The 23387-nt window shown below is 71.3% G+C and carries 17 protein-coding genes and 1 pseudogene; 4 read left to right on the top strand and 14 right to left on the bottom strand.

What is annotated here, in order from left to right; genetic code table 11:
* Nucleotides 1-19 precede the first annotated feature (19 nt).
* From ACUKCB_RS17435 to ACUKCB_RS17450, 4 genes are all read right to left on the bottom strand, one after another.
* On the bottom strand, nucleotides 20-1063 hold the full coding sequence (locus tag ACUKCB_RS17435) for a hypothetical protein (protein ID WP_473041052.1): 1044 nt from the start codon (nucleotides 1061-1063) through the stop codon (nucleotides 20-22).
* Between the two features lie 34 nt (nucleotides 1064-1097).
* Nucleotides 1098-3260, bottom strand: a complete 2163-nt coding sequence (locus tag ACUKCB_RS17440) for a TRAP transporter permease (protein ID WP_473036664.1) — start codon at nucleotides 3258-3260, stop codon at nucleotides 1098-1100.
* Between the two features lie 72 nt (nucleotides 3261-3332).
* Entirely contained in the window at nucleotides 3333-3863 is a 531-nt protein-coding gene (locus ACUKCB_RS17445; protein WP_473036665.1) for a DUF1850 domain-containing protein, read from the bottom strand.
* A 5-nt stretch (nucleotides 3864-3868) separates the two neighbouring features.
* Nucleotides 3869-4918, bottom strand: a complete 1050-nt coding sequence (locus tag ACUKCB_RS17450) for a TAXI family TRAP transporter solute-binding subunit (protein ID WP_473036667.1) — start codon at nucleotides 4916-4918, stop codon at nucleotides 3869-3871.
* Between the two features lie 196 nt (nucleotides 4919-5114).
* Here ACUKCB_RS17450 and ACUKCB_RS17455 point away from each other — a divergent pair.
* Nucleotides 5115-6083 (top strand): annotated as a pseudogene (locus ACUKCB_RS17455) (TAXI family TRAP transporter solute-binding subunit); the annotation flags it as partial.
* Nucleotides 6084-6141: 58 nt separating this feature from the next.
* Here ACUKCB_RS17455 and ACUKCB_RS17460 read toward each other — a convergent pair.
* The 9 genes from ACUKCB_RS17460 to groES all read right to left on the bottom strand — a co-directional run bounded on the left by ACUKCB_RS17460 (nucleotide 6142) and on the right by groES (nucleotide 17274).
* On the bottom strand, nucleotides 6142-7620 hold the full coding sequence (locus ACUKCB_RS17460; RefSeq protein ID WP_473036668.1) for a sensor histidine kinase: 1479 nt from the start codon (nucleotides 7618-7620) through the stop codon (nucleotides 6142-6144).
* Between the two features lie 21 nt (nucleotides 7621-7641).
* Nucleotides 7642-8337, bottom strand: coding sequence for a response regulator transcription factor (locus ACUKCB_RS17465; RefSeq protein WP_473036669.1), 696 nt, complete (start codon nucleotides 8335-8337; stop codon nucleotides 7642-7644).
* A gap of 133 nt (nucleotides 8338-8470) precedes the next feature.
* Entirely contained in the window at nucleotides 8471-10204 is a 1734-nt protein-coding gene (gene glpD / locus ACUKCB_RS17470) for a glycerol-3-phosphate dehydrogenase (protein ID WP_473036670.1), read from the bottom strand.
* A 157-nt stretch (nucleotides 10205-10361) separates the two neighbouring features.
* Entirely contained in the window at nucleotides 10362-11228 is an 867-nt protein-coding gene (locus tag ACUKCB_RS17475; protein ID WP_473036671.1) for a lytic transglycosylase domain-containing protein, read from the bottom strand.
* Between the two features lie 188 nt (nucleotides 11229-11416).
* Nucleotides 11417-12523, bottom strand: a complete 1107-nt coding sequence (locus tag ACUKCB_RS17480; RefSeq protein WP_191269080.1) for a GuaB3 family IMP dehydrogenase-related protein — start codon at nucleotides 12521-12523, stop codon at nucleotides 11417-11419.
* A 120-nt stretch (nucleotides 12524-12643) separates the two neighbouring features.
* Nucleotides 12644-14134: an IMP dehydrogenase gene (gene guaB / locus ACUKCB_RS17485; protein WP_473036672.1), complete on the bottom strand. Its 1491-nt coding sequence runs from the start codon at nucleotides 14132-14134 to the stop codon at nucleotides 12644-12646.
* Between the two features lie 275 nt (nucleotides 14135-14409).
* On the bottom strand, nucleotides 14410-15060 hold the full coding sequence (locus ACUKCB_RS17490; RefSeq protein ID WP_473036673.1) for a sigma-70 family RNA polymerase sigma factor: 651 nt from the start codon (nucleotides 15058-15060) through the stop codon (nucleotides 14410-14412).
* Nucleotides 15061-15242: 182 nt separating this feature from the next.
* Nucleotides 15243-16847, bottom strand: coding sequence for a chaperonin GroEL (gene groL / locus ACUKCB_RS17495; protein WP_473036674.1), 1605 nt, complete (start codon nucleotides 16845-16847; stop codon nucleotides 15243-15245).
* A gap of 118 nt (nucleotides 16848-16965) precedes the next feature.
* Nucleotides 16966-17274, bottom strand: a complete 309-nt coding sequence (gene groES / locus ACUKCB_RS17500) for a co-chaperone GroES (protein WP_191268663.1) — start codon at nucleotides 17272-17274, stop codon at nucleotides 16966-16968.
* 226 nt (nucleotides 17275-17500) lie between these two features.
* On the opposite strand from groES, the gene ACUKCB_RS17505 reads away from it, so the two are divergent.
* The gene (locus ACUKCB_RS17505) at nucleotides 17501-18772 is read left to right on the top strand and encodes a THUMP-like domain-containing protein (protein WP_473036676.1); all 1272 of its coding nucleotides are present in this window, start codon (nucleotides 17501-17503) and stop codon (nucleotides 18770-18772) included.
* Between the two features lie 383 nt (nucleotides 18773-19155).
* A complete protein-coding gene (locus ACUKCB_RS17510; RefSeq protein WP_473036677.1) occupies nucleotides 19156-21294 on the top strand; it encodes a coiled-coil domain-containing protein in 2139 nt (712 codons plus the stop codon).
* 82 nt (nucleotides 21295-21376) lie between these two features.
* On the opposite strand, the gene ACUKCB_RS17515 is transcribed toward ACUKCB_RS17510, so the two are convergent.
* Nucleotides 21377-22333, bottom strand: coding sequence for a zinc-binding dehydrogenase (locus tag ACUKCB_RS17515; RefSeq protein WP_473036678.1), 957 nt, complete (start codon nucleotides 22331-22333; stop codon nucleotides 21377-21379).
* A gap of 299 nt (nucleotides 22334-22632) precedes the next feature.
* On the opposite strand from ACUKCB_RS17515, the gene ACUKCB_RS17520 reads away from it, so the two are divergent.
* Complete coding sequence (locus tag ACUKCB_RS17520; RefSeq protein WP_473036680.1) at nucleotides 22633-23385, top strand: hypothetical protein; 753 nt, start codon at nucleotides 22633-22635, stop codon at nucleotides 23383-23385.
* Nucleotides 23386-23387 lie beyond the last annotated feature (2 nt).

The raw sequence follows: 23387 nt of genomic DNA on the forward strand, positions 1-23387 counted from the left end.
CGCATCGGCCGCGGCGCGCCTAGCCGATCCCGGAGCCGGTCCCGGTCCCCCGGTCCGCCCGCGGGTCCACCCCCAGTTCGGCCATGGCCAGGGCGGCCTCGGCGCGCGCGGACCCGAAGAAGGCCCACGGGATGTCGCAGACGTACCGGCCGACCGCCCCCAGGTGCCACCGGGCCAGGTCCTTCTCCCCCGCCCGGTGGAAGGCCCAGCCGAACAGGTGGTGGGCCTGGACGCCGCGCACGTGCGGCACGGCCGCGGACGCCCACCCCCGCGCGAGCGCGAACAGCTCCCGAACCGCCTCCCCGTGCAGGCGACCCAGGCTCATGGCGGCGATGTAGGCGCTGTTGCCCTCCCGCAGGAGCCTGCGCTGTTCGCCGCGCAGGTACTCGGCGTGGGCCAGGGCGAGGACGGCCGGCAGCGGGCTGCCCTCGGGTGCGGTGTCGGCCGCCGCCCCGGCCGCGGCGAACATCTCCTCGGCCGAGCCCCCTCGGCTGGGGGCCAGGGAGCGCACCCGGGTCAGGTGCGCGGGGAAGTGGTGGGGCGCCCGCGCGATCGCCTCGGTCCAGGCCCGTTCCCGCTCCTCCCGGTCACCGAGCCCCATCGCCACCGTCTGGAGCGCGGCCCAGGGGGCGGCGTCGTCGGGGCGGCTCCGGGCGGCCTCCTCCAGCGGGACCCGTGCCTCGTGCAGGGCGGCCTCGAAGGCCTTCCGGTCGGCCCGGGTGGTGTCGGCTCCTCCGGCGGGCGAGGCCACGGCCCGGGCGAGCAGGGCGTGGCCGAGCCACAGCATCGTGTCGGCGGGGTCGGCGCCCCCCTCCACCAGCGCGGCGACCTCGTCGGGGCGGTCGGCGGCGGCCCGCCCCAGCGCCTCGGCCTGGTAGGCACGGACCTCGGGGTCCTCCCGGGTCTCCACCAGCAGGGCAGCGCCCGCCTCCGCGTCGCCCCCGCGCACCGCCTCGCAACCGGCGCGCAGCAGTGGGTCCGTCCCGTAGGAGGCGGACACCAGCGCCGTCTCCAGGTCGGTGCCGCGCAGCACCCTCGCCGGGTTCCGTCCGAATCGCCACATGCCAGCCATGCCAGTGAGGTTATGGCATCCCGCGTCACCTGCCGGCGGGGGCCGGTCGTCCCCCGCCGGCCAGCGCGGCCGTCTGCCGGGCCGCGTCCCTGCGGTGGTTGACCACCTGGAGGACGATCAGCACGAGGCCGGTCACCGTTCCGGTGAGGACGAACCAGTGCGGGGCCACGTGGAGGGAGAACAGCGCCTGTGTCCAGCCCGTCCACTCGGGGGCCACGAGGACCAGCGCGGCGGACACGGCCAGGGCGATACGTTCACCCAGCAGGGTGCGGCGCAGGAAGTGGCCCTCGATGGCCATGGCCCCGGCGGCGAGCGCCACCGATCCGGTGGCGACCGCGAGGACCAGGTCCAGGACCGGCCCGTCCACCTCCATCAGCGCCGAGTAGGCCATCATGAGCGGAATCAGGTAGAGGCCCTTGGCGAACTTCCACGCGGACACGCCCGAGCGCATCGGTTTGGAGTCGGCGATCCCGGCCGCCGCGAAGGCGGCGAAGGCCACCGGGGGCGTGACGTTCGAGTCCTGGCTGAGCCAGTACACGATCATGTGCGCGACGACCAGGGCGAGCCCCAGCTCCTCCAGGGCCGGGCCGGCCAGGATGACCAGCACCACGTAGGAGGCGGTCACCGGTAGGCCGATCCCCATGATCAGGGAGGCCAGGGCGACCATCACCAGGGTCATGAGGAGGTTGCCGGCGAAGACGTTCACCAGCACGTCGGAGAAGACCAGCCCGAGCCCGGTCAGGCCGACCACTCCGACGATGACACCCGCGACGGCGCAGGCCACGGAGACCGGCAGGGTGCTGCGGGCGGCGGTGACGAACACCTCCAGGAAGTCCCGGAGGCTCAGTCGGCTACCGGCCCGCAGCATGGCGACGAGCAGCAGGGCCCCGCAGGCGGCCAGCCCGGCCCGTGTCGGCGACACGTAGTTGAGCAACAGGGTGACGAGCAGGACCAGCGGGGCGAGGAAGTGCCAGCCGGAACGCATCACGGCGGACAGGGTGGGGATGTCCTCCTCCCGCATCCTGCCGACGCCGTGCTTGCGGGCGAGGATGTCCACGAACAGGAACATGAGCGCGAAGTACATGAGCGCGGGGATGATCGCGACCTTGACGATGTCGGCGTAGGGGATGCCCAGCCGCTCGGCCATGAGGAAGGCGCCCGCGCCCATGATGGGCGGCAGGATCTGGCCGCCGGTGGAGGCGGCCGCCTCCACGCCCGCGGCGTCGTGCTTCCTGTACCCGACCCTCTTCATCAGCGGGATGGTGAACGGGCCGCTGGTGACCACGTTCGCGATGGCGCTGCCGGAGACTGATCCCATCAGGGCGCTGCCCAGCACGGCGCCCTTCGCCGGGCCGCCGACCATGCGCCCGGTCAGGACGTAGGCCAGGCCGATGAAGAAGTTGCCGCCACCGGTCTTGGACAGCAGTGCCCCGAACAGGATGAACACGAACACGAAGGTGACCACGACACCGAGCGTGAGACCGTAGATGCCGTCGGTGCCGAGGAAGGTGTGGGTGGCGATGCGCTCGCGGGTGGCTCCCGCGTGGCCGAACTGGCCGGGGATGTAGGGGCCGTAGTAGGCGTACAGCAGGAATCCGGCCACCAGGACGACCATGACCGGGCCGACCGCGCGCCGGGTGGCCTCCAGCAGGATCACGACGGCGATCGCGCCCATGATCCAGTCGGTCTCGGTGTAGGCGCCCGCCCGCCGGGACAACTCGGTCTGGAGGACGATCGGATAGAGGCTGACCACCACGGTGCCGACCACCATGACCAGGTCGAGCACCGCTCCCACCGCGACACCCGCCGGGCCGCTCCCGACCCTGGCCTTCCGGAACGGCGGCATGATGACGAACACCGCCGTCATCACCAGCATGAGGTGGATGAGGCGCTGTTCTCGGGCGTCCAGTCCGGAGCGCAGGGCGACGTAGAGCTGGAAGAGGGTCAGGGCGACGCCCAGGGCGAGGATGATCCCGCCCATGACCAGGCCGGCCCGCCCCTCGCCCCAGCGTTCGGCAGCGATCCGGCGCCAGAGCGGTGGGTCCTCGGTCGTCCCGGGGTCGGTCGTTCCGGGGTCTGCGGCCCCGGTACGGGCAGGTGCGGTGACCACCTCGCCTTGGGTGCTCGCCGCTGGTTCCTCCGCTGCCGGAGGTCGGTCGCCCCGCGCCCGGGGTGGTGTCTCAGCCATCTTCTTCCTCGGATTCGCCGGGCCGCGCGGAGCGTGTCAGGGGGTCCGTGCGGCGAAGTGTCTCGGGCCGGGTCAGCCGCAGTCCGGCTGCGGGTCACGGCCGAACAACAACTGGAGGGTGGTGACGCGGGCGGGTTCGAGGACCACCCGGTGGGTCGCCAGGCACGGGGAGAGCCGTACCTCGGCGTCGGAGGTGCGCACCCGGTGGTCGACGTCAGGGGCGCCCACGCGGATCGCGACCCGGGGGCCGATCTCACGGTCCATGTCCTCGATGACCCACCACTGGCCGTCGGCCCGTCCGGTCCCCTCACCCGGGATGTGGCCCATGCCCGCGCCGAACTGGCGCAGGCGGGTGGATTCGACGACGAAACCACCGTCCCGGACACCGATGTTCTCCTCGATCGGCAGGTGGTCGATCGAGTGCACGTAGGAGAGGGTGAAGAGCTCGTCCGGCGCCAGGGGCAGATGCCCGAGCCGTTCGCCGTCCGCGCTCAGCCGCAGCGCGGGCCACAGTGGTAGCAGGGTGAGGGCCGCGACGGCGAGCAGGAGGGCGGCGGCCACGAACACGGCGGTCCGTGGCCGCCGGAGGCCACCGGAGGCCACGCGCCCTACCCCTCGTCGGAAGCGGCGTCGGGCAGCAGGTCCGCGGGGATCTCCACGCCCTGCTCCTCGTAGAAGCGCACGGCGCCCGGGTGCACGGGGACCGGGCTGTTCCCGATGGTCTCCGGGACCAGGTACTCCTCGCCGGGGGCGTAGACGCCGACGACCTCGTCGATGTTGTCGAACATGGCCTTGGTGACGTCGTAGGCCTGGTCCTCGTTGAACCCGCCCGGCACGACCAGGGCGTTCCACACCGCGATGGTGTTGACGTCCTCCTCCACGCCCGGGTAGGTGCCGCCCGGGATGACGTGCTCGGTGTAGCCGCCGTAGCCGCTGACGACCGCGTCGCGTTCCTCGTCGCACATCTCGATGATGTGGATGTCCTCCGTGGTGCCGAGCTCTGTGATGCCCGAGTGGCCCTCGCCCACGACCCAGGAGCCGGCGTCGAGCTGGTTGTTGATCAGGGCGTTGGCGGTCTCCGCGTAGCCCAGCTGCTGGAGGCCGACCTCGCTGGAGGCGATCTCCAGGGACTGGAACACCTGGTTGGTGGTGGCCTCGTTACCGCTGCCGATGTCACCGACGGAGTAACGGCTGCCCCGGACGTCGGAGAAGCATTCGAAGCCCTCGGATGCGGCGGTGTCGGCCAGGGTCACGGCGTGGAAGACGTTCGGGTACATGACAGCGAGCGCGTAGGTCCGGACCGGGTCGCCCTCGAAGTCGGCGGTGCCGGTGAAGGCCTGGTCGGCGGCGTCGCCCTGGACGAGGCCGAGGTGGGCTGCGCCGCCGCCGAGCAGTCGGATGTTCTCCACGGAGGCGCCGGTGGACTCGACCGAGGCGCTCTGGCCCTCGAGGTTGTCACCGATGATCGTACGCAGGGCACCGCCGATCGGGTAGTAGACGCCGCTGGTGCCGCCGGTGACGATGCTGAGGTCGGGCTGGACGGGGCCGCCGCCGAGTCCGGCGTCCTGCGCCGCCTGTTCGGCGGGTTGCGCGCCGCAGGCCGCGAACATGATGACGCCGGCGGGGGCTGCGGCCAAGTACAGCAGTGTGCGTCGCATGGTCGATCGGGTCCTCTCGGGTGATCGGATCAGGGGATGTCGGGGACGGCCCGGGGCGCGCTCCCGGGGGGGGCGGGTGTGGCCCGCGCCACTTTCCGTCGTGGGAAACGTAGCCTTCACCGCCGGGAAACGGATAGCGCCAGGGGGTGGATTTGAGCCTCTCCTGAGGTTCGGGACGGGTTGCTAGTGTTCGCTCATGGCGCGGCTCACCTCCCCCAGGCTGTGGCCGACCACCCGGGCCCTCTCCGTCGGCCTGGTGGTCGCCTCCCTGCTGTCCTGGTCGCATCCCCCCGGCACGGCCCCCCTCCGCCTGTCCGTCGGGACGGGCGGCGCCGGCGGTGTCTACCACGTGTACGGAACGGGCCTGGCCCAGATCACCGAGCACAGCCCGGACATCGAGATCACCGCCCTGACCACCGCCGCGAGTGTGCAGAACAACCGCCTGATCGCCTCCGGCTCCCTGGACGCGGCCTTCACGCTCGCCGACGTCGCCGCGCTGGCCGTCGCGGGCGAGGAGCCCTTCGACGAGCCGCTGCCGATCACCGCGATCGCCCGGCTGTACGACAACCACACCCACCTGGTGGTACGGGCGGACTCCCCCTACGAACGGGTCGCCGACCTGGCCGGAGGCACCATCTCCGTGGGGGAACGGGGCTCCGGTACCGAGATGATGGCCGAACGGCTGCTGGCCGCCGCCGGTCTGGCGGAGGACCCCGAGCGCTCGGCCCCGGGCCCGGCACCGGCCGGGGGGACCCCTGGCGCCGACGATCCCTTCTCGCCGGGGGTGGAGCGGCTGCGGCTGTCCATCGGCAACTCGACGGCAGCCCTGGCGGAGGGCCGGATCGACGCCTTCTTCTGGTCCGGCGGCCTGCCCACCGAAGCCGTCTCCGACCTGGCCGAACAGGTCCCGGTCCGGCTGCTCGACCTGTCCGAACACGTCCCGCAGCTGGTGGAGGAGCACGGACAGTTCTTCTCCGAGCTCCCGGTACCGGCCGGGACGTACCCGGGCGTGCCCGCGGTCCGCACCATCGGGGTGCCGAGCCTGCTGGTGGCCGACGAACGGATGCCGGACCGGACCGCGACGAGGCTCACCCGGCTGCTGTTCGACTCCCAGGGCGCCATGGTGGAGATCCACCCCGTGGCACTGCACCTGCACCCGAGGTCGGCGATCTCCACCCTGCCGGTGCCGCTGCACCCGGGCGCCGGCGTGTACTACCGCTCGGTCAAGTACGCCCACGACGAGTCGGCGGTCGGCCCGGGACCGGTGCGTCCCGTTCCGTATCCGCGAGGGCGGGCATCCGCAGGCGGATCCTCGCGTCGATGCCGTGCGGGTCGGCGGGCCGCAGGGACAGGCGCGCCCCCTGAAGTTCCAGCAGGGTGACCACGATGGACAGCCCCAGCCCGGAGCCGCCGTCCCCGCCGTCGCGCCAGAAGGGTTCGGTGGCCCGGCCGAGCCGCCCGTCGGGGAGCCCGGGACCGTCGTCCAGAACGTGCACGTCCAGGTGAGGACAGCCGTCCCCGTCGCTGTCCCCTACCGGTTCACACACCCGGACGCGGATCCTCACCCCGGGTCCGCCGAACTTCAGCGCGTTGTCGATGAGCGCGTCCAGGGCCTGGTCGAGAGTGCCCTCCACGCAGCGCACCATCACCTGCGAGGCGCCCTCACAGACCAGTTCCGCGCGGGCCCGTTCGGCGATGGGGCTCCACGCCGCCACCCGCTCCTCGGCGACCTCCCGGACGTCCTCCCACACCGTCGAGTGCTCTGCGTCCTCGGTTCGGGCCAGGGTGAGCAGGCTGTCGCAGATGCGGGTGAGCCGGTCCACCTCGTCCAGGGCGAGGCGGTGCGCCCCCCGCGCCTCGGGCCCCAGGTGCCGTGCGAGGCCGTCCACCCGCAGGCGCAGCGCGGCCAGGGGGTTGCGCACCTGGTGCCCCGCGTAGGCGACGAAGGTGCGCTGGCTCTCCATCATGTCGGTGATGGTGTCGGCCATCCGGTTGAAGGACTCCCCCAGCCGCCGCAGTTCCTCCGGGCCGGCGGCGGTGCGCACCCGGGTGTCCAGGCTGCCGCCGCTCACCGCCCGGGTGGCCTCGTCGAGGTCGTCGATGGGCCCCAGGATCCAGCGGGTGAGCGGGCCGGCCGCGGCGATGCCGGCCACCATCAGAGCCGTGACCACCAGCCACGCCACACCCCACTGGACGAGGGTGGCGCGACGCAGGGACTCGGTGGGTGAGACGGTGACGGCCGCGCCGACCACCTCCCCGGAGCGCCCGATGGGTTCGGCGACGACGAGCGGTTCCTCCTGCCAGGGCCAGACCACGCTGTCGGCACCCGTCCGGTTCCCGGCCAGGGCGGTGCGGACCGGGCCGGGCATCTGGCCGGTGCTCTCCGCGGGCCCGGCCGGGACCAGATCGGCGAGGGTCAGGCCGGGCCGGGAGGAGGCCACGACCTCCCCGTCGCGGTCCACCACCACGGCGGCGATCCCGTACACCTCGTCGTAGGCGGCCAGTTCACCGGAGAGCGTGCCCTCGCTGCGGGTGAGAACAGCGGGCTCGGCCAGCCCGGCGAAGCGGGCGGTGTCGTTGATCCGGTCGAGCGTCATGTCCGAGGTGCCGCGTGCGGCGATGCTGCCGCACAGCGGCACCGCCAGGGCGAGGCAGGCCGCCACCAGCAGCGTGACGTACACGGTCACCAGACGTCTGCGCATGTGCGGTCCCCGGTCGGCCGCTCAGCCCCGGGCGGCGGGCGCGCCGGCCGCGCGATCGGCCGCCACCAGCCGGTAGCCGACACCGCGCACGGTCTCGATGGCCCGGGGCGCGTCCAGCTTGGAGCGCAGGGTGCCGATGTGCACTTCGAGCGTTCGCAGGGTTCCGGGCCACACGGTCTGCCAGACACACAGCAGGAGGTGTTCTCGGGAGACCACCGTCCCCGCCTGCCTGAGCAGGACGACGAGCAGGTCGAACTCCTTGCGGGTCAGTTCGACGGGTCTGCCCGAGCACAGCACGGAGCGGTCGGTCAGGTCCGCCCGGATCGGACCGGCCGCCAGGACGGGGGCGTCCTGTCTGCTGGTGCGGCGCAGGACCGCCTCCATGCGGGCGCAGAGTTCCTCGACGGCCAGGGGTTTGACCACGTAGTCGTCGGCGCCGGAGCGCAGCCCGAGGACCCTCTCGCGCTGTCGGCCCCGAGCGGTGACCATGATGATCGCGGTGCCCCCGAAGTCCTGGCGCTCCCGGATCCGGCGACACAGTTCGATGCCGTCCATGTCCGGCAGCCCGAGGTCGAGCAGGACGACGTCCGCGGGGGGCGCGGCCAGGGCGCCCTCCGCGGTCCGCACCTGGTCGACCTCGTAGCCGTGCGACTCCAGCGCATCGGCGAGAGCGTCGGCCAACCGGACATCGTCCTCGACGAGCAGCACCTTGATCATGGCCGGGGTCCTTCGAGAGGTGTACGCAACCGGAAGTCAACACGCACCCTAACCGGGTGGTGTGCCCCAGGCCACAGTGGAGCGGGCCCGGACCGGCCACCGGGCTGTCCCGAGCACCCCTACCGGGCCGCGCTCAGGACTGCTTCCGCTCCCCGCCGACGTGGATGTCCGGGACGATCTCCGGGGCCCCGTGCTGGACGGCGTCGGCCTCCTGGTCGGTGTCCTGCTCCTGGGCGGCGCGTTCGGCCTCGATGCCCTTGCGGTAGTACTCCACCTCCCGCTCGATCTGCTCCCGGTCCCAGCCCAGGGGTTCGGCCATGAGCCCGGCCGCCTCCTCGGCCGCGGCGATGCCCCGGTCCCAGGTCTCGAAGGAGATCCGGGTACGCCTGGACAGGACGTCCTCCAGGTGGCGGGCGCCCTCGGCCTCCACCGCGTAGACGACCTCGGCCCTCAGGTAGTCCTCGGCGCCCGCGAGGGGGCTGCCCAGATCGGGCCGCTCCCTGATCAGGTCGAGCACGTCGTACACCGAGGAGCCGAACCGGCGCAGCAGGTGCGTGACCCGGGAGACGTGCAGTCCCGAGTCCCGGGCCAGCCGGTGCCGCTGGTTGTACAGCGCGGCGTACCCGTCCGCGCCCACCAGGGGCAGCTTGGCGGTGACCGAGGCGGGGACCGCCCCGCCCAGTCCGTGCGCCACCGCGTCCACCGCGTCCTCGGCCATGACCCGGTAGGTGGTGTACTTTCCGCCCGCGATGAGGACCAGCCCGGGTACCGGGTGGGCGACCGTGTGTTCGCGGGAGAGCTTCGAGGTCTCCTCGGACTCACCCGTCAGCAGCGGCCGCAGCCCCGCGTAGACACCCTCCACGTCGTCGCGGGTCAGGGGCGTGCGCAGCACCCGGTTGACGTGGTCCAGGACGTAGTCGATGTCGGTCCGGCTCGCCGCCGGGTTCTCCTTGTCCAGGTCCCAGGGGGTGTCGGTGGTCCCGATGATCCAGTGGCGGCCCCATGGGATGACGAACAGCACGCTCTTCTCGGTCTGCAGGATCATCCCGGAGGAGGCCTGGATGCGGTCCCGCGGCACCACCAGGTGCACACCCTTGGAGGCGCTCACGTGGACCTGGCCACGGCCGCCGACCATCTCCTGGATGTCGTCGGTCCACACCCCGGCGGCGTTCACCACCTGGCGGGCCCGGATCTGTTTCGTCTCCCCGGTCTCCAGGTCGGCGGCGGCCGCGCCGACCACGTGCTCGCCCTCGCGCAGGAACTCGACCGCCTGGACCCGGGAGGCGATCCGCGCCCCGAGCCCGGCGGCGGTGCGCAGGACCGTGGTGACGAAGCGGGCGTCGTCGACCTGGCAGTCCCAGTACTGGATGGCCCCGGCCAGCGCACTGCGTTTGAGGGCGGGGAAGACCTTGAGCGCCCCGGACCTGGACAGGTGCCGGTGCGCCGGGAGTCCCCGGTTGTTCCGCGAGGTCAGCGCCAGGGCGTCGTAGAGCGTGACCCCGGCGCCGATGTAGAACCGCTCCCAGTGGTGCTCGAACGGGAAGAGAAAGGGCACCGGGCGGACCAGGTGCGGGGCGATGGTGGTGAGCAGGAGCCCGCGTTCCTGGAGTGCCTCGCGAACGAGCTCGAAGTCGAACTGCTCCAGGTAGCGCAGCCCGCCGTGGATCAGTTTGCTGGACCGGCTGGAGGTGCCCGAAGCGAAGTCCCGCGCCTCGATCAGCCCCGTGGAGAGGCCGCGTGAGACGGCGTCCAGGGCGATGCCCGCCCCGACGATCCCACCGCCGACCACGAGGACGTCGAGTTCCTCGTCAGCCATCGCCGCGAGCGCCTCGGTGCGCCCCTTCGGCCCCAACCAGGTGGTCGCCATTGGTCGTCCTCCCTCTCGATCGGTGTCCCGGAAAGACGCCTACCCGACCGGTGGGGCCTGAGCGTCCGCCGAAGACGCCCTCAGGCTAACCGGGCGCCGGGGACGCCGGATGCCGCCACACGCGACACGACCGATTTACCTCCCCGCGCGCGACGGCTCAGGCGGCGTCGGCGTAGGCGTGCGCGTAGGCCAGGACGTCGCTGACGTAGGTGCCGGAACGGTTGTACGAGAGGACCGCCGACTCCCAGTCCTGCGCCGACGTCAGGTCCCGGCCGCCGGCGCACAGGTAGCGGGCGGCCGACAGCGCGGCGTCGTCGATGTTGTGCGGGTCCGGGGTCACGCCCTCCAGGGACTCCCCCCACTGCGCCCAGGTCCCGGGGATGAACTGCATCGGGCCGATCGCCCGGTCCCACTCGGTGTCGCCGTCGAGCTCTCCGCCGTCGGTGTCCGGGATGGCCTGCGTGTTGTTGGTCCCGTCCAGCGGGATACCGATGACGTCCACGGTGGTGTTCCCGTCCGAGCCGAGCTCGCCGCCCGCGTAGGTGCCGTGGCGGGACTCCACGTAACCGATCCCCGCGAGCGTGGGCCACGAGAACCGGCACTCGGGCTGGTCCGAGTCGAGCACCAGTTGGGCGCTGGCGTAGCCCTCCAGGGCCCGGCGCGGCACACCGGTGCTCTCCGAGACCCCGTCCAGCCACTCGTCGCTCGGACGGAGCGCCGCGGAGGGCCGGGGCCGCTCGTCCGCGCCTACGACGGCCTCGTCGGGCTCCTCGTCCTCCCGGGGCGTCACCCCGCTCTGCTCGGGCGGTCCGGTGAGTTCCTCGTGCGCGGGGGTGGCGATCGTCCCGTCCGAGGGGACCGCCGCGGCGCTGGGCGGCGCCCAGTCGTTGAGCACGCTGGACACACGGCCCACCAGGACCACAACCCCCGTCGTCACCAGCAGGCACACGACCAGGGCCAGGCTGACCGCGATCGCCGGTCCGCGCCGACGGCGCCGGCTGGTACCGGACACGCTGTCACCCATGCAGTCCTCCAAGGGGAAGTCACTGTGAGATCACGGAAAGCAAAACACGCCCCATAGTGACACACCGCCGCCGACCGACCGCACCGGCCCGGGAGAACGCGAAGGGCGCCCCGGTCGACCGGGGCGCCCCAAGCGGATCCCGCCCCAGGCCCGCGCGGGCGGCGGGCGAAGGATCGGAGCCGACAGGCCTAGCGGTGCGGGTTCACCACGACCTCGACCCGCTGGAACTCCTTCAGGTCGGTGTAACCCGAGGTGGCCATGGTCCGGCGCAGCGCACCCATGAGGTTCATGGATCCGTCGCTGGTGGAGGCCGGGCCGTGCAGGATCGACTTGAGGTCGCCGATCGTGCCCACCCCGACGCGCTCCCCGCGCGGCAGTTCGCTGTGGTGGGCCTCGCTGCCCCAGTGGTAGCCGCGGCCGGGTGCCTCGACGGCGCGGGCCAGCGGCGAACCGACCATGACGGCGTCGGCCCCGCAGGCCAGGGCCTTGGCGATGTCGCCGCTGCCGGTCATGCCGCCGTCGGCGATGACGTGCACGTAGCGGCCGCCCGACTCGTCGAGGTAGTCACGGCGGGCCGCGGCCACGTCACCGATGGCGCTGGCCATCGGGACGGCCACACCCAGCACGGAGCGGGTGGTGTGGCCGGAGCCGCCGCCGAACCCGACCAGCACGCCTGCCGCGCCGGTACGCATCAGGTGCAGGGCCGCGGTGTAGGTGGCGCAGCCGCCGACGACCACGGGCACGTCGAGGTCGTAGATGAACTGCTTGAGGTTGAGCGGCTCGGCCCGCCCGGAGACGTGCTCGGCCGAGACGGTGGTACCGCGGATGACGAAGATGTCGACGCCCGCGTCCACGACCGCCCTGTGGTACTGGGCGGTGCGCTGCGGCGACAGGCGGGCCGCCGTCACCAGGCCCGCGTCGCGGATCTCCTCGATCCGGCGGCCGATCAGCTCCTCCTGGATCGGCGCCGCGTAGATCTCCTGGAGCCGCTTGGTCGCGGCGACGTCGTCGAGTTCCCGAATCTCCTGGAGCAACGGTTCGGGGTCCTCGTAGCGGGTCCACAGACCTTCGAGGTCCAGCACGCCGAGGCCGCCCTGCTCACCGACCGCGACGACGGTCTTCGGCGAGGCGACGCTGTCCATGGGGCTGACCACCAGGGGCGTCTCGAACCGGTAGGCGTCGATCTGCCAGGCGATCGACACCTCCTCCGGGTCGCGGGTCCGCCGGGCGGGCACGATCCCGATCTCATCGAGTTCGTAGGCACGACGCCCGTTCTTGCCCAGCCCGATCTCCACCTGAGCCAACTCTTCGATTCCCCTCTGACGTGCGGCGCCGGTCGGTCGACCGGCGCATGACCGCGGACGCGAGTCTATCGGCCCGCGGTCAACCCCGCGCAGAGGGCGGTCCGACGGCGTCTAGCGCGCGTTGTAGTTCGGCGCTTCCACCGTCATCTTGATGTCGTGCGGGTGGCTCTCCCGCAGACCGGCGCTGGTGATCCGCATCAGCTGACCGCGCTCCCGGAGTTCGGGGACGGTCCGGCTGCCCGCGTACCACATCGACTGGTGCAGGCCGCCGACCAGCTGGTGGGCCACGGCGGAGAGCGGACCGCGGAACGGCACCTGGCCCTCGATGCCCTCGGGGACGAGTTTGTCCTCGGAGGAGACCTCGGCCTGGGCGTAGCGGTCCTTGGAGAAGGACCGGCCGCGCATCGCGCCCAGCGAGCCCATGCCGCGGTAGGCCTTGAACTGCTTGCCGTTGATGAAGATCAGCTCGCCCGGGCTCTCCTCGACACCGGCGAGGAGGCTGCCGAGCATGACGGTGCTGGCGCCCGCCACGATGGCCTTGGCGATCTCACCGGAGTACTGGAGGCCGCCGTCGGCGATCAGCGGGACGCCCGCGGGACCGCAGGCCCTGCCCGCCTCCAGGATGGCGGTGAGCTGGGGGGCACCCACACCGGCGACGACGCGGGTGGTGCAGATCGAGCCGGGGCCCACACCGACCTTGACGGCGTCGGCGCCGGCGTCGATGAGCAGCTGCGCTCCGGCCCGGGTGGCGACGTTGCCCGCGACGATGTCGGCGCGGGAGTTGGCCTTGAGCTTGGCGATCATGTCGGCGAGCCCGGAGGAGTGGCCGTGCGCGGTGTCGACGACGATGAAGTCCACCCCGGCGTCGATGAGCTGCTTGGCGCGCTCCTCGGCCTCGGTGCCCACGCCGACCGCGCCGCCGACGACCAGGCGGCCGTCGGCGTCCTTGGTGGCGTCGGGGAACTGCTCGCTCTTGATGAAGTCCTTGACCGTGATCAGGCCGCGCAGGCGGTTCTGGCCGTCGACCAGGGGCAGCTTCTCGACCTTGTGCCTGCGCAACAGCTCGAAGGCCTGTCCGCGGCTGACCCCGACCGGGGCGGTGACCAGGTTCTCGGTGGTCATGACGTCGCGCACCAGCCGGGAGCGGTCGCTCTCGAAGCGCATGTCGCGGTTGGTGACGATGCCGACCAGACCGCCCTGGGCGTCGGTGACCGGGACACCGGAGATGCGGTAGTGGGCGCACAGGCGCTCCACCTCGGCGAGGTCGTCCTCGGGGTGGCAGGTGACCGGGTCGGTGACCATGCCCGCCTCGGAGCGCTTCACCAGGTCGATCTGGGCGGCCTGGTCCTGGGCCGAGAGGTTGCGGTGCAGGACTCCCGCGCCGCCCTGGCGGGCCATCGCCACGGCCATGCGGGCCTCGGTGACGGTGTCCATCGCGGCGGAGAGCAGCGGGATACTGAGGGAGATGTTGCGGGAGAGCTTGGTGGTGGTGTCGACCTCGCCCGGCTGGAGGTCGGAGTAGGCCGGTACCAACAGCACGTCGTCGTAAGTCAGCCCCGGCGGGAGCAGTTTGTCCCCGTAGTCGCTGTGGTCCTGGCCCATGACACAACCTCCGCTGTTCCCGGCAACACCTTCGCGGATCGCCCCCGCGTGTCGTCTCATCCTAGGTTGTCGTCCGGCACCGGCCAGATGGAATGGGATGTTCGCCCGGTCACCTCGATCACGAAGTGATCAAGGCCACGGGTGTGCGTCCCCGCCCCTCACACCGCCCCGGGGCGGGTCACCGCCAGGAGGACCACCGGGGATAGCGGCAGTAGCCGCGGTTCCGGGGCCGGTTGGGACAGGGGCGCCGGCCCGGACGGGACGCGGCGCCGTGCTCAAGGGAGGACGCGGTTCGCCAGGGCCACCTTCCGAAGCCGAGCAATAGCTCGGTGCTGGGCAACCCGTACCGCTCCTGCCGACATACCAAGGAGATGTCCCGTCTCGTCTGCTGTAAGTCCTGTGATGACCCGCATGATCAGCAGCCTGCGCTGCTGTTCGGGTAGTTCGTCGAGGAGTGCTCTGGCCCGCTGCGCCTCGACCACGCGCACCGCCGACTCCTCGGGCCCCGGGCCGTCGTCCTGCGGCTCGGGAACGGTGTCGGTGGGGACCGTCTCCACCCGGCCCGCGACCCGCAGGGTGTCCGCGACCTTGTGCGCGGCGATGCCGAACACGAGGGCGGCGAAGGGCCTGCCCCGGTCCTGGTAGCGGGGGATCGCCGTGAGCAGGGCGATGCACACTTCCTGCGCCACGTCGTCCGAGTAGTGCGCCAGCCCCGAGACCCGGGCCAGGCGGGTACGGCAGTAGCGGACCACCATGGGTCTGACCTCGCGCAGCAACGAGTCCAGGGCCCCGTCGTCCCCCTGGACGGCGAGTGATCCCAGATGGTTCAACCCCGTCTCGCGCGTAGCGGGGTCGGTCTCCTCGCGCCCTGCGGGCGCACCTGGCCGCTGCGCGGTAACGCCCCCCCGGGCGCCTGTATCCGTCACGTAACGAATGATGCCCGCAGTTGGGGACCCAACCACTCCAATCAGCAACTACGGAATGGTTACATTTTGGGAAAATAGCCCGAAACTGGCACAAAGGTGCGGGTGTGAAACGCCACTCCCGTGGTAGTGGACGGGGGCGGGACGCCGACGCGCCCCGCCCCCGGACCGGGTACGGCCGAACCCTAGTGGGCGTGGCCGTGACCGTCGTCCTCGTCCTCTTCGGGCTTGTCCGCGACCAGCACCTCGGTGGTCAGCAGCATGCCCGCGATCGAGGCGGCGTTCTGGACGGCGGAGCGGGAGACCTTGACCGGGTCGATGATGCCCTCGGCCGTCAGGTCGCCGTAGGTGCCGGTGGCGGCGTTGAAGCCGTGACCGACCTCCATCTCGGAGACGCGGTGGGTGACCACGTAGCCCTCGGCACCCGCGTTCTCCGCGATCCACCGGGCCGGCTCGACCAGCGCGCGGCGGACGATCGCCACACCGGTGGCCTCGTCGCCGGTCATGCCGAGGTCGCCCAGGGCGGTCGAAGCGTGCACCAGGGAGGCACCGCCACCGGCGACGATGCCTTCCTCGATGGCCGCGCGGGTCGCCGAGATGGCGTCCTCGAGGCGGTGCTTCTTCTCCTTGAGCTCGACCTCGGTGGCCGCGCCGACGCTCAGCACCGAGACGCCGCCCGCGAGCTTGGCCAGACGCTCCTGGAGCTTCTCGCGGTCCCAGTCGGAGTCGCTGGCCTCGATCTCGTTGCGGATCTGGCGGACCCGGTCGTCCACCTCGGACTGCTGGCCGCCGCCGTCCACGATGGTGGTGGTGTCCTTGGTGACGGTGATCCGGCGGGCGCTGCCCAGCACGGAGAGGTCGGCGTTCTCCAGGGTCAGGCCGACCTCCTCGGAGATGACCTGGCCGCCGGTCAGCACGGCGATGTCCTGGAGCATGGCCTTGCGGCGCTCGCCGAAGCCGGGCGCCTTGACCGCGGCGACGTTGAGCGTGCCGCGCATCTTGTTGAGCACCAGGGCGCCCAGGGCGTCGCCCTCGACGTCCTCGGCGATGATCAGCAGCGGCTTCTTGCTCTGCACGACCTCCTCGAGCAGCGGCAGCAGCTCGTTCAGGTTGCCGATCTTGCCCTGGCTGATCAGGATCTGGGCGTCTTCGAGGACCGCCTCCTGGCGGTCCGCGTCCGTGACGAAGTACGGGGAGACGTAACCCTTGTCGAACTGCATGCCCTCGGTGAAGTCGAGGTCCAGACCGAAGGTCGGGGCCTCCTCCACCGTGATGACGCCGTCCTTGCCGACCTTGTCGAAGGCCTCGGCGATCAGGTCGCCGATCTGGGCGTCCTGGGCGGAGTTGGTCGCCACGTAGGCGATGTCCTCGCGCTCCTTGATCGGCACGGCGCGGCTGAGCAGGATCTCGGAGACCTTGGCGGCCGCGGCGTCGATGCCCTTCTTCATGGCCATCGGGGACGCGCCCGCGGCCACGCTGCGGATACCCTCGCGCACCAGCGCCTGGGCCAGCACGGTGGCGGTGGTGGTGCCGTCGCCGGCGGCGTCGTTGGTCTTGGTGGCGACCTCCTTGACCAGCTGCGCGCCCAGGTTCTCGTAGGGCTCGGCCAGCTCGATCTCACGGGCGACGGTCACACCGTCGTTCGTGATGGTGGGGGCGCCGAACTTCTTGTCGATGACGACGTTGCGGCCGCGCGGGCCGAGCGTCACCTTGACGGCGTCGGCGAGGCGGTTGACGCCCCGCTCGAGGGCGCGGCGGGCGTCGTCCTCGAACTCCAGGATCTTCGGCATGTGTGAGTGCTTCCTCTAACCGTTCGGGTCAAAAACGAACATCCCGCCCCGCCCGGCTTCGAGGGCCGACCGGTGCGGGATGCAGATGGCTCTACGCCTGATGGCTCTTGGCCGAGAACTACTTCTCGACGACCGCGAGGAGGTCGCGGGCGGAGAGCACCAGGTACTCCTGGCCGTCGTACTTGACCTCGGTGCCGCCGTACTTGCTGTAGAGAACGACGTCACCGATGTTCACGTCGAGGGCAACGCGCTTGCCGTTGTCGTCGAGACGACCGGGACCCACGGCCAGGACCTCGCCCTCCTGGGGCTTCTCCTTGGCGGTGTCCGGGATGACCAGACCGGAGGCGGTGGTCTGCTCAGCCTCCAGGGTCTTGACCACGACGCGGTCCTCGAGCGGCTTCAGCACGGTCTTGGTGGCGGTCGACACTGTGTGACCTCCCCCTTCAAAGTCTCGGTGTACTGATCGTCGGCCCGTGCGAGTGCACGGACAGACTGCGTAAAAGGGGCGACCGCGGCGGCCTGTCGTCGCGGGTGCCAGACCGGCCTCGTCGCATTTAGCACTCTACCCCCGAGAGTGCCAGAATGGAAATGTGGCGGGGGCCCTGGTCACGGGGACGGCCCGCCACCCCGTCGTGCCCACAGCAGGAGGATCCATGCGCGTGCCCGCCTTCTCGGCGCTGCTCACCGACGCGGGGCGGGAGGTCCTGGCGGGGGTGGACCCGGTGACCGCCGCCCGGGACCCGCTGACGGCCGCCTCCCGGCTGCGCCAGGATCCGAAGGTGGCCGCACTCGACCCGGACCTGCCGGTGTCGGAGCTGGTCAACGCGGTCATGACCCAGGTTGGTCTGCGTGCGCGGGGCCGGGCGAAATTCGGGGAGAACGCCGGGCGAATGTTCTTCACCCCGAACGGCCTGGAGCAGTCCACCCGCCGAACCGTCGCCGAGTACCGGGCCGAGCGGACCGCCCGGAGCCTGCCCGCCTCCGTCTCGGGCGGTGCGGCCTCGGGCGACCTGTGCTGCGGGATCGGCGCCGACCTGCTCGCCCTGGCCGGACGGGGCGTTCCGGTGGAGGGCGTGGACGCCGACCCGCTGACCGTGGCGGTGGCCCGCGCCAACATCGAGGCGCTGGGCCTGGCCGGACACGCACGGGTCCGCGAGGGCGACGTGAACGGGGTCACTCCTGGCGACTACCCACTCCTGTTCTGCGACCCGGCCCGGCGCGGCGGGCGGGGCCGGGTTTTCGACCCCGCCGCCTACTCGCCACCGTGGGACGTGGCCACCCGGCTGGCGGAGGGGGCGGAGGCGGCCTGCCTGAAGGCCGCTCCGGGCATCCCGCACGAGGTGCTGCCCCGGGCGGCCTCTGCCGAGTGGATCTCGGTGGACGGGGAACTGAAGGAGACCGCACTGTGGTTCGGGGCCCTGGCCCGGGGGGCCGGCCGCCGCGCGACGGTGCTGCACGAGCGCTCCGGACTACTGGCCCGCGAAGGCTCGGTCGCACACCTGGACGCGGACCCGGACCTGGGGCCCGCGCCCGTCGCCGCGGCCCGGCGCTACCTGTACGACCCGGACCCGGCCGTGGTCCGCTCCCATCTGGTGGCGGAGGCCGCCGCGCGGGTGGACGGCGCCCTGCTGGACGAGCGCATCGCCTACTTCACCTCGGACCGGGCGGAGCCCTCCCCCCTGTGGCGGCTGTTGGAGGTCGTGGAGTTCGCGCCGTTCTCGCTGAAGCGGCTCCGCTCCTCTGTTCGGGCCCACCGCGCCGGAACGGTAACGATCAAGAAACGCGGTTCGGCGGTGGACACCGAGAAACTCCGCCGCGACCTGCGCGCCTCCGGTCCGGAATCGGTGACGATCGTTCTCACCCGAATCGGGGAAAAGCCCTTCTACCTGCTGTGCCGCGAGGTCACGGAGCCTTCGGGAAGCTGATCCGGCCCCGGAAAGCGGGGTTCGGGCCTCCCGAACGGCGTTCCGGACACGGCGCACAGACCGTATCGTTATCTCCCACACCCATATCTTTCGCGAACCCCTGGGGTTACACGGGGTGATGTCGTTAAACTGGCGCCGCTGAATTCTTTCCCTTCTCATGGGTTCACCCGGAAGGCCGTGCTTGTTTGATCCGCCCCGCGGTTCGGCTCACACTCGGCCCACGCCCCCCGTGTGTACGTACAGTCACACTTCAATCACAGTGGGGCACAACTGGCGCGGAACGACGCCCACCCGGGGACCATCGAGAACCCGTCCTCCCGGCACGGCCCCCGTGCGACGGGCCGGACGCGGACGGGAGCGCCAGAACCATAAGGAGCACCTCGGTGGAACAGACCAATCACAACTTCCTCAACGGGGGAGGTCAGGCCGGTGTCTCCGACCGGATGCGTGACCTGCTCTCCCAGGCCGCCCAGGAGCACGTCTCCGAGCAGAAGTCCCAGGGCGCCGTCAGCGAAGAGATGCGCCAGCGTCTCGAGGGGATGGAGTGGCTGCTTCGCGAACTGCGCGAACGGGAACTCACCTCCCTGGCCGAGTCGATCACCGCGGTCGACGGCCGGATCGACGACTTCCTCGCACGCCCGCCGGAGTGGGCCGAAGCCCTCGCCGAACACATAGAGGTCGTCGGACAGCAGGTCAAGCCCCTGTCGGACATGCCGTCCCTGCGGGCGGACACCCACCGCGTCGCCGGGCACCTCGACACCGCCCTCACCCGTCTCCAGCGCATGTCCGAGACCGGCAACCGAACCGCCGAGCAGGTCGCGGAGGTCGGTGAGCGCGTCAACGCGCTGAGCGAGACCGTCGGGACCCGGCTGGACGCCCTGGACGCGGCCCTGGAGAGCCTCAACGGCAGGGCCGAACAGATCGAAGCCTCGTTGTCCGCCCTCGACACCACCCTGGGCGAACGCCACGAGGAGCTGACCACCACGGTCCGCACCACCCTGTCCGAGGGCAAGGACGAACTGGCCGAAGCGATCGACCAGAGCCGCGAGACCCTCGCCACGGCCGTCCGGGAGAGCCGGGAGGCCCTCGACACCGCCAGCACCGGCCTCGGCGAGAAGCTCACCTCCTCCCTCGACGAGCGCACGGCCGAACTGCGCGGCTTCTTCGAGGAGCGCACCGCCGAGCAGCACCAGACACTGCTCGGCAAGCTCCAGGAGAACACCGGCGAGCTGGGCGAGCGCACCACGGCCCTGGCCGAGGAACTGGGCGCCCTCGCCACCGCTTCCGGCGAGCGCCACGAAGCCCTCACCTCGGACCTGAAGGCCATCACCACCACCTCGGAGGAGCGCCACGAGGTCCTCGCCTCGGACCTGAAGTCCCTCGCCGCCACCGCCGAGGAGCGCCACGAAGCCCTCGCCGGCAAGGTCACCGAGGGCTTCGGCCACCTGAACACCCAGGCCGAGGAGAACCACGCCGAGGCCACCGCGGCCGTCGCCGACGTCACCGGTTCGCTCGCCAAGCTGCGGGAGAACCACGACAGCTCCCTGAACGACCTGCGTTCGCACCTGCGCCAGCGCCTGTCCGAGCTCGACGAGCAGATCGAGCTGGGCCGCACCGAGACCCGTGAGCACGCCGAGGCCACCGCCGAGGGCCTGCGCGACTCGGTGGCCGAGCGCACCGAGGCCCTCTCCGCCCGGATCGCCGAGGACGCCGAGAAGGTCGCCGCGGACCTCGCCGAGCTGCGCACCTTCGTCACCGAGGACGGCGCCAGGCTGGCCGCCGAGGCCGAGGAGCGGCACCAGACCCTGACCGAGGCCCTCACCGAGCAGGTGGAGACCCACCGGAGCGCGCTCGACGAGCGGCTGGAGCGGCACCGCGAAGGGCTCAACGGCAAGGTGGACAACCACCTGTCGCAGATCACCGGCAAGGTCGACCACGAGCTCGGCCGCCTCACCGACCGGTTCGACACCTTCGAGGGCCACTTCGAGGGAAGCTTCGAGAGCGTCGAGGGCAAGATCGACCGGGTGGACGGCCGCCTGGACGGCCTCAACGGCCGCCTGGACGGGATCGACGGCCGGGTCAACGGGGTCGAGGGCCAGTTCGAGGGCGTCAGCGGCCACTTCGAAGGGGTCGACGGCCGGATGGAGGCCATCGACGACCGCCTCGAGGCGCTCAACCAGCGCCTCAACCAGCTGCCGCAGACCCTGGAGGTCAGCGAGCTGCACCGCCGCCTCACCGAACTGGTGGACCGTCCGCTGCTGGACCACTCCGGCAAGCTCGACGAGATCGACTCGCACGTCACCTCCGCGGTGGAGCCGGTCATCCGCGAGCTGAAGCAGCGCCCGGACCGCCACGAGTTCGAGGAGACCGTCACCGAGGCGGTGGAGAACTCGCACGACGACATCACCAAGCGGTTCTCCTCCCTGGAGGAGACGGTGCTCGCCCTGGCCGAGGCGCTGCTGCGCCCGGGCCGGGAGGGCAAGAAGAAGCGCCGCCGCGACGACGATGACGACGACGAGTAAACACTCGCCGACCGTCCCGTCAGGCTGAGGAGGGGCCCGGAGCAGCGAACACTCCGGGCCCCTCCGTCCGTCCGGGCGCGGGTCAGGGGGTCAGGACGACCTTGCCGAACAGCTCCCCGTCGGCCATCGCGCGAAAGCCCTCCCGTGCGTCCTTCAACGGCAGGATCCGGTCGATCCGGGGGCGGATCCCGGTGCGCACGCACATCTCGGTCAGCGCCACCAGCTCCTCCCTGGTGCCCATGGTGGAGCCCAGCACCCGGAGCTGGAGGAAGAACACCCGGGTGAGCTCGGCCGGAGGAGCGTCGCCACTGGTCGCGCCGCAGGTGACGACGGCACCGCCCGGCTTGAGCGAGCGGATCGAGTGCTTCCAGGTGGCCTGTCCGACCGAGTCGAAGACCACGTCCACCCGTTCGGGCAGCCGCTCACCGGAGGGGAGAGCCGCGTACGCGCCCAGTTCCAGGGCGCCGGCCCGCTTGGCCTCGCTGCGGCTGGTGACGTACACCCGGTGCCCCACCCGGGAGGCCAGGGTGATCAGCGCCGCCGAGACCCCTCCCCCGGCTCCCTGCACCAGGACGGTGGACCCCGGGCGCAGGTCGGCCTTGCCGAAGAGCATGCTGTAGGCGGTCAGCCAGGCCGTCGGCAGGCAGGCGGCCTCCTCGAAGGACAGCTCCGGGGGCTTGGGGAGGAGGTTCTCCCTGGGGACCAGCACCTTCTCGGCGAGGGTGCCGTCGTGGACCTCGGAGAGCAGGGAGAACCGTGGCGACCGTCCGGGGGCCGCGGGTTCGGTGATCACGCTGTGCACGATCACCTCGTTGCCGTCCTCGTCGATCCCGGCGGCGTCGCCGCCCAGGACCATCGGGAGCCGGTCCTCGCCCAGCGCGACCCCGCGCAGGCTCCACAGGTCGTGGTGGTTGAGCGAAGCAGCCTTGACACGGACCGTGGTCCACCCCTCGCGGGGTTCGGGGTCGGGCCGCTCACCGGCCTCCAGCCCGGAGAGGGGGTCGTCGAACGAGATGCGTGCTGCGGTGATGGCGAACATACCCGTACCCAACCACGGAGACCGAGCCGCGTTCCAGTCCCGGGTGCCCTTTCCCCGATGCCCTGCGGGGCACCGCCGGTGGCCTGCTTCGGCCACCGCGAAACAGAACCGTTCCGTTCCGATGATGGTCAGGGCCCCGGCCCACCGGGAGACAGGCGTCCGACCACGGAACCGCCCTTGGTGATCCACGAAAATCGCCATAATCTCCGAGCGCACCGCACCGAGGGGCACGGGGGACGTCCCCCGCCCGCAGCCCCTGAAGACTCCCCGCTCGCTCCAAGAGATCGCGAGACAAAAAATTGAAGAGAACACTCCTCGCCGCTGGGCCGGCCCTCGTCCTCGTGGGCACCGGTTCCTCCGTGGCCTGGGCTGACGTCGCCACCGTGTCGGAACAGAACCTGGCCGAGATCGTCGAACTCCAGCCGGGGGTCTCACCGGAGGAGATGGCCGAGGCGGTCGCCGACTACGCCGCCTCCGACGGGCTCACCGAGGAGGCCGCCTCACAGGTCGTCCTCTCCGAACTCCGCCACCAGGAGGCACTCGCCGAGGAGGAGGCCGAGGAGACCGGTCCGTCCGAGGGCGAGATGGGCACGATGTCGGTCGGTAAGGGCGCTCACAAACTCAGCGCTGCAAAACGCAAGGGCGACGTCTTCTACACGCCGAACACGATCAAGACCGGGCATGTCGGCATCTTCCACACGAAGGACAACATCGTGGAGTCGATCCCCGGAACGCCGGTGCAGAAGAACCACCGTAACCGCCGCCTCGTCTACAACAACGCGGTCATGCAATACGTCAAGACCACGCAGACGAAGCGGAACTCGGCGGCGAACTGGGCGAACAGCCGGGTCGGCAAGGACAAGTACTCGGCCAACTTCGCCACCAACCGCAAGACCGGGCACTACGGGGCCAAGAACTGCTCCAAGCTCGTGTGGAGCGCCTATCTGCTCAAGGCCAAATTGGACGTCGACGCCAACAAGGGGGCCGGGGTCTACCCGCGTGACATGCGGGACTCCAGCCACACGGTGACCTACAAAACCATCAAGGTCTGACC

The sequence above is a fragment of the Nocardiopsis moroccensis genome (genome assembly GCF_055763695.1).